Annotated in this window: 5 protein-coding genes and 1 pseudogene; 3 read left to right on the top strand and 3 right to left on the bottom strand. The window is 60.6% G+C overall.

Going from position 1 to position 6,089, the window contains the following annotated elements; genetic code table 11:
* Window positions 1-369 precede the first annotated feature (369 nt).
* Both NCT32_RS36255 and NCT32_RS36250 read right to left on the bottom strand, forming a co-directional pair.
* Window positions 370-1,298, bottom strand: a pseudogene (locus NCT32_RS36255) (tyrosine-type recombinase/integrase); the annotation flags it as partial.
* A 215-nt stretch (window positions 1,299-1,513) separates the two neighbouring features.
* Window positions 1,514-1,930, bottom strand: a complete 417-nt coding sequence (locus NCT32_RS36250) for a PleD family two-component system response regulator (RefSeq protein ID WP_250491485.1) — start codon at window positions 1,928-1,930, stop codon at window positions 1,514-1,516.
* 379 nt (window positions 1,931-2,309) lie between these two features.
* Between NCT32_RS36250 and NCT32_RS36245 the strand changes: the two genes are divergently transcribed.
* Both NCT32_RS36245 and NCT32_RS36240 read left to right on the top strand, forming a co-directional pair.
* Window positions 2,310-3,446, top strand: a complete 1,137-nt coding sequence (locus tag NCT32_RS36245) for a HAMP domain-containing sensor histidine kinase (RefSeq protein WP_250491484.1) — start codon at window positions 2,310-2,312, stop codon at window positions 3,444-3,446.
* A gap of 357 nt (window positions 3,447-3,803) precedes the next feature.
* The gene (locus NCT32_RS36240) at window positions 3,804-5,090 is read left to right on the top strand and encodes an NRAMP family divalent metal transporter (RefSeq protein WP_250491486.1); all 1,287 of its coding nucleotides are present in this window, start codon (window positions 3,804-3,806) and stop codon (window positions 5,088-5,090) included.
* A gap of 265 nt (window positions 5,091-5,355) precedes the next feature.
* Here the strand turns inward: NCT32_RS36240 and NCT32_RS36235 are convergent, their stop codons facing one another.
* Complete coding sequence (locus tag NCT32_RS36235) at window positions 5,356-5,802, bottom strand: hypothetical protein (RefSeq protein ID WP_311768218.1); 447 nt, start codon at window positions 5,800-5,802, stop codon at window positions 5,356-5,358.
* Between NCT32_RS36235 and NCT32_RS36230 the strand changes: the two genes are divergently transcribed.
* Window positions 5,801-6,089: hypothetical protein (locus NCT32_RS36230; RefSeq protein ID WP_250491487.1), on the top strand; the 289-nt coding region annotated here is incomplete at its 3' end. The genes NCT32_RS36235 and NCT32_RS36230 overlap by 2 nt on opposite strands.

The raw sequence follows: 6,089 nt of genomic DNA, 5'->3' as shown, positions 1-6,089 counted from the left end.
AGGCCCGACCATCTCGGTTGTGAACCCGACCATCGGCTAAGTGTGCGACCCGAGAAGTTGCGCCGTCATTCACGCCCGCAATGCGATTGCTTTCACCGCTCTCATCAGCTTCGGGAAGTGAGCCGTTTGTCAGTTCTGGGCGCGCCGGGGGGGCGCAAGCAGCCTGCGATGAGCGACGGCGTAAATACGGTCAGCGCCGTCGTGAAAGTCTTCAGCATACTTGGCCTCCACATCGGTCGGCAGCCAGAAAAAGGCCTCCAGCTCTTGCCCGCCAGGACGACGGTCACGTCACGTCGGTCAGCCGGAATCCGTGCTTTAAAAGGTCGAACGCTTCCATGGCGAGTTAATCGTATTGCAGGGTCGAGCGATTTAGACATGCGTCGCACCATTCGGGAGACGTGTCGCTCGGTTGCTTACAACACTGCGTCGATCATCATCGAAATGGAGGTACAGGCATGTCGTCGTCAGCGATGCGTGTCCGAGGTTGTCGCGCACGGGTCGCAGATCGACTTGCTGATCCGCCATATGTGATCCCGCGCTGTGTCGCAGCCAGTGAGCGGAGGTTTGTCCAGCAGGTCAGCGCGTGCGGCGGAGGACGGGTCGTGCTCGCGAAGTCTCCCCGCAGCGCTCGAAACACGTGTTTGACGATCGCGTTTAAAGCGGCGCGGGTCAAACGCGAGTAGGCCGTGGCGCTCCGATAGGCTGCCGTGGCGCCAATCGGCAGGATGAGTGGCGTATCTTCATCTGGCGAGGGGAGCGCGCTCAGGACTGGCCCATCGTATTGGCAGCGACTTCCGCGATGCGCAGGCCACCGAGATAGAGCAGGGTGAAGAGCCATCGCACGCGGTAGACGTGCGCGATTTCGCGCTCAGTGTCCCTAGGCATCGCGGCGATGGTGGCCTTGACCTCCTGCTCGAGATAGCGGGTAATGCGCGGGCGGGATGCCAGGCACGCTGTCGAGAAGGTGAGAGCGGGTTACCGGCTAGATAGCCCACGTGCCAGCCACGAAAACAATGCCTTCAGAACACGATTGCCTGGCGCTGACTGGCGGGCGACAGCGGGCCATAGAACCGACGCCAGCGCGCATTGCTGCGCGCGTGTTTGCGCCCGACGGCCGCGACCCAGGTTGCCACCCGTTGCGGATCAGCCAGGAAGTGTCAATAACGCAGGCAGTCCTCGCGCGTGAGGAAGGAAAGCGGTTTGTCGAGCACTACGACGGACCAGAGCAGGAGTCGCTCGGCTTCCTTGCGGTAGTTTTCGAACATGGTCCTGGTGTCCGTGAAGCGCGACAGCCATGCCCATTGGCCGAATGTGTCGCGACGTACAGGGCGTTCAATGTGTTCCTCGAGTGAAAGCTGGATATGCACTCTCTGACTGCGACAGATTGCTCGCGAGCCGCACGCTCGCCGATACCGATCGAACACAACTCGAAGCTGCGTGTCGCGCATCTGGGCGCTTTGCGGCACGGACGCCGTCGGTTCGGGTGAATCTTCAATACGTCGGCTTTGTCTGACTACTGTTGGTCCCCGGATCCTTCATCGGGTTTTGGATCTACTTGCGTCATCTCACCTGCACTAGCAACAACAACCGCAAGCGTGGTTATGGCGGTCAACAATGCAACGGCATCGACAGGCTTCTGAAGGAACAAATTGTGTAAGTTGGAACTGCCGAAAGGCGGCAAGCTCAACGAGGAAGCCAGAACGATCGGCACGCTGGCGAGCACCGGATCGCTCCGGAAAATCCGGCATAGTTCGGGGCCATCGATAACAGGCATGTCCCAGTCGGTCAGCAGCAGGTCCGGACGGGCCATACGCGCCAAGGACAAGGCTGAGCCACCGTCAGTCGTCCAGACCACCTCGAAACCGTTCATGCGAAGCACGGCGGCCCAAGCCCCCGCCGTCTGCTCGTCATCGTCGGCGAGCAGGATCACGGGACGTTGCTCCTGTCGCTCCACTTTTGCACCCAAGGGTTGCGTTGAAGAACATAGAGAGAGCAACAATCACTCCGCGCCGTGCGAAGCCGTCGCGCGTGGCCGACCGGCACCCGGGGGCGCCGCGTGCCGTCGTCGGCGCTTCGTAGATACCACCAGTTCCGCCCAGGACGGGACAGCGCGCGTATGATATCTAATGCGACATAGGAGCGTGTGCACCCGTAAATCGGCCGTTCACGCCGACTTCCGCCTGCAAACATTTGCCTCGGGGTGGATTCAGCGTTTCAGTACGGGGTAAAACCCACGTTGCACCAGACCGCGTCTTGCGACGACAACTGGCCACCGATGAATGCCGCAGACCGGCGTAAGGGGTTGCATCATGATGCACGTTTTTCTGGCTAACAATCGCGAAGAGTTGATCGAACGGTGCCGGGCAAAAGTCGCGCAGAGGCCCGCCCGGTCAGCGACCTCCCAGCAACTCCAAAACGGCGTTCCACTGTTCCTGGACCAGCTAATCCGGACTCTGCGGACGGAACAGACATCGGAGCCGATGGACAGCCGCAGGATTTCGGGGCCTTCGGGCGGCGTGGCGTCGTTATCCGAAATTGGCCAGGCGGCTGCCCGACATGGACGGGAACTGATGACGCTCGGGTATTCGGTCGATCAGGTCGTCCACGACTATGGCGACTTGTGCCAGGCGGTAACCGATCTCGCGTACGAGCGGGATGCGCCATTTCAGATTGACGAGTTTCGTACCTTAAATCGCTGTCTGGACAACGCGATTGCCGATGCGGTCACCGAATTCAGCTACCAGCGAGATTTTGCCGTGGCGGACCGGCAGGCCATCGAGTTGCATGAAAAGCTAGGTTTCTTCGCCCACGAATTACGTAACCTTCTGCAGACCGCCACGCTCGCATTCACCGCCGCCAAAACTGGCAATCTGAGTCTGTCCGGCGCCACAGGGACGGTACTGGAACGAAGCTTGGGCGGACTGCGCGATCTCATCGCGCAATCTCTGGATGAGGTCCGCTCAGCATCCGGCGCCTCTGCGCAATCTCAACTGTTCCCGGCTGCCGACTTCATTGCGGAAGTCAAACGGGCGGCTAACCTCGCCGCGCATGTTCGTGGATGCGTTTTGACGGTTTCCGCAGTGGATTCCCAACTCGCCGTGAGAGGAGATCGTGACCAGCTTTACTCAGCATTGGGGAACTTGCTGCAAAACGCCTTTAAGTTCACTCACCTCCACAGCGAGGTGACGCTGGACACGTATGCCGTGTCGGATCGCATTCTGATCGATGTGAAGGATCAATGCGGCGGTCTTCCGCCTGGCCGTGCGGAACGGATGTTCCTGCCTTTCACCCAGAACGGGGAGGACCGAACCGGGCTCGGTCTGGGACTGTCTATCGCGCGGCGAAGCGTCGAGGCAAATAACGGGACTCTGAGCGTGCGCGACGTACCGGGCACCGGCTGTATTTTCACAATCAGCCTGCCCCGGTATGCCACGGCGGCAAGTTGAGGGCGTTCGGCGTCTACGCACCGAACGCGGCAAACAGAAAGACATTGTCCACGGAAAGATCCCATCGGCGACTGTTGGAGCCGTTTCGAGCATTGATGCGGGAGTTGCCAGAGCACCGGTCACGATGGCGACAAAGATCACGTGAGCGCGTGGATTCCCACGTTACCTCCGTTTTTTGCCAGGCGTCCGCATAATGACCTAGCCATCTTCCGTCGCGTCGCGCCCGCATGGGTGGTTGGCGATTCCTGAAACAAGATTACAGGCAGTACTTGCAGCTGCGGGATGTTGTTGACCGTCTTGCGCGTCGTTCAAGGCGAGTTCTCGTCCAGTCGTCGCGCCACACTGATGGAACACGATATGGCTTCGTCTACGAAAGTCGACATCGAGGTCGATGGTCAGGCCGATTCGTGGCTTGCGAAGCTCGGACCAGGACTCATCACCGGGGCAGCGGACGACGACCCGAGCGGTATCGCCACGTATTCGCAGGCGGGTGCGCAATTCGGCTTCAACATGCTGTGGACCGTCCTGCTGACGTATCCGCTAATGGTCGCCATTCAGGTCGTGAGCGCTAGGATCGGTCGGGTGAGCGGCCACGGCCTGGCGACGAATTTGCGACGTCATTATCCACGGTGGCTGCTGTACGGCACTGTCGTCCTCCTATTGGTCGCGAACACAATCAATATCGCAGCCGATCTGACGGCCATGGGCGCGGCCGTCAATCTGCTCGTGGGCGGCCCGACACACGCATACACGGTCGGATTAGGCGTGTTTTCGCTCGCGTTGCAGGTGTTCGTACCGTACCGCGGGTACGTCCGCGTGCTCAAGTGGCTCACCCTGGCACTGTTCGCCTACGTCGGCGTGATCTTCGCGGTCCAGATCCCCTGGACGACCGTGGCCCTACGCACCGTATTTCCGCACAGCTCGTGGAGCGCTGATTACATCACGACCATGGTCGCCGTATTCGGGACCACCATCAGCCCGTATCTGTTTTTCTGGCAGGCCTCGCAGGAGGTTGAGGAACTGCACGCGAAGAGGGGACAGCTGGCGCTCACCAAAATGCCGTCCCAGGGTCCAGCAAATCTGAGCCGCATCCGCCTGGATACGTCGATCGGGATGGCGTTTTCCAATCTCGTTGCGTTCTTCATCATGCTCACTACTGCAGTCACGCTGCATGCTCACCACATCACTGACATCCGGACGTCGGCACAGGCCGCCTCTGCGTTGAAACCAATCGCCGGCCAGTTTGCGTTCCTCCTCTTCAGCCTCGGCATCATTGGCACGGGGCTGCTCGCGCTGCCCGTGCTGGCCGGCTCTGCAGCTTACGCGATGGCCGGCACCTTTCGATGGACAAACAGCCTTGCACTGGAACCGCAACTGGCGAAACGATTCTACGGCATCATCGCGCTCGCGACGATCGCGGGTCTCGGACTCGACTTCACATCGATCGACCCGATCAGGGCGTTGTTTTGGAGCGCCGTCATCAATGGCGTCGCGGCGGTGCCGATCATGGTGCTGATGATGCTGATGGCGTCAAACCCGAAGGTGATGGGCACCTTCGTCACGCCCATGCCACTGCGGATGCTCGGATGGCTTTCAACCGGTGTGATGGCCGCCGCCGTGATCGCGATGTTCGCTTTCATCTGAGGGGCCATCCAGATGGGCACCCAGTAGCCATAAGATTCGTGGCCTCCTTTAGCCGCGTTCGCCCGCGCCAAGATCGGAAAGGTCGGCACGAATTCGAGCGCCGCGATTCGCTTGACCATCTTGAAGCCGAGGTCGCTCTCGCAGCGGCCGCAACCGCGCGCCATGCAGCACGCTCAGCGGCGCGCAGTGCAGTTCGTACGCGAGGGCTGACAATTCGTGTCGCGTGCTGTGCACGTCCTAGTAGTGTCCACCGTCGCCCCATCGGCTAGTGCATGGAACACCGCGTAGAGGGTATCGGCGGTCGGCGCATCCTTTCGTTGAAGTCGTGAAAGGTGTCGGGATAAATGTTGTATCCGTCAGCGCAACCCGTCTTGAGTGTCCGTGTGCACGATGCGAAGGTTTCGCCATCGTAGTGATCGGAGTGTTGCGATGGACGACGACGTGATGGGGCGAGCTGCTTGCGAACGCGCGCGCCGCCCTCGCCACGGCGAGGCGTTCTGGCGAGAGATGGTGACAGCATGGAAGACGAGCGGCGTTGGCACTTGTCGCTTCTGTTCGCGAACGAGGCCTTGTCGTCAGCACTGACGCCCACCGCTTCGTGCCGGCCGCGGCGCGCACGGAGCAACAGGATCGTCGCATAACCGGCAAGGGCGATGACCGTACCACCGGCGAGAATCGTGCCGATAGTCTCGCCGCTGATCTCCGGGTACATGACCGGACGCCGTCAGGACGATGGTCAGATCACCAGCACCCACACCGCCGCGCCGGTGAACATGCGCCATGGCATGAGTACCTTGTTCGCGGCACTGGATATTGCCACCGGCGAAGTGATTGGCGAGTTGCATCGGCGTCATCGCAGCAGTGTTGCCTTTCGCCGTAAAGGAGCCGGGTGTTTTCGGCGTAATGGCGCCAGAGAAAGGCGCCTGTTTCGGGGCTCGAACGGGGATCAAGAATCCTTGTTTTTACCTCCTTTCGCAAGTGCTGATTTGTTGCTCTCGG

It is taken from the genome of Caballeronia sp. INML2 (genome assembly GCF_023631365.1).
Taxonomy (GTDB): Bacteria; Pseudomonadota; Gammaproteobacteria; order Burkholderiales; family Burkholderiaceae; genus Caballeronia; species Caballeronia turbans.
Note: the sequence above shows the minus strand (reverse complement) of the source record. Positions and strands in the feature narration are given on the sequence as shown.

What these genes read in the sequence shown, in the direction of transcription:
- NCT32_RS36245 (WP_250491484.1), top strand. Translation starts at nt 2,310, where the DNA reads ATGATGCACGTTTTTCTGGCTAACAATCGCGAAGAGTTGATCGAACGG.
- NCT32_RS36240 (WP_250491486.1), top strand. Translation starts at nt 3,804, where the DNA reads ATGGCTTCGTCTACGAAAGTCGACATCGAGGTCGATGGTCAGGCCGAT.
- NCT32_RS36235 (WP_311768218.1), bottom strand. Translation starts at nt 5,802, where the DNA reads ATGTACCCGGAGATCAGCGGCGAGACTATCGGCACGATTCTCGCCGGT.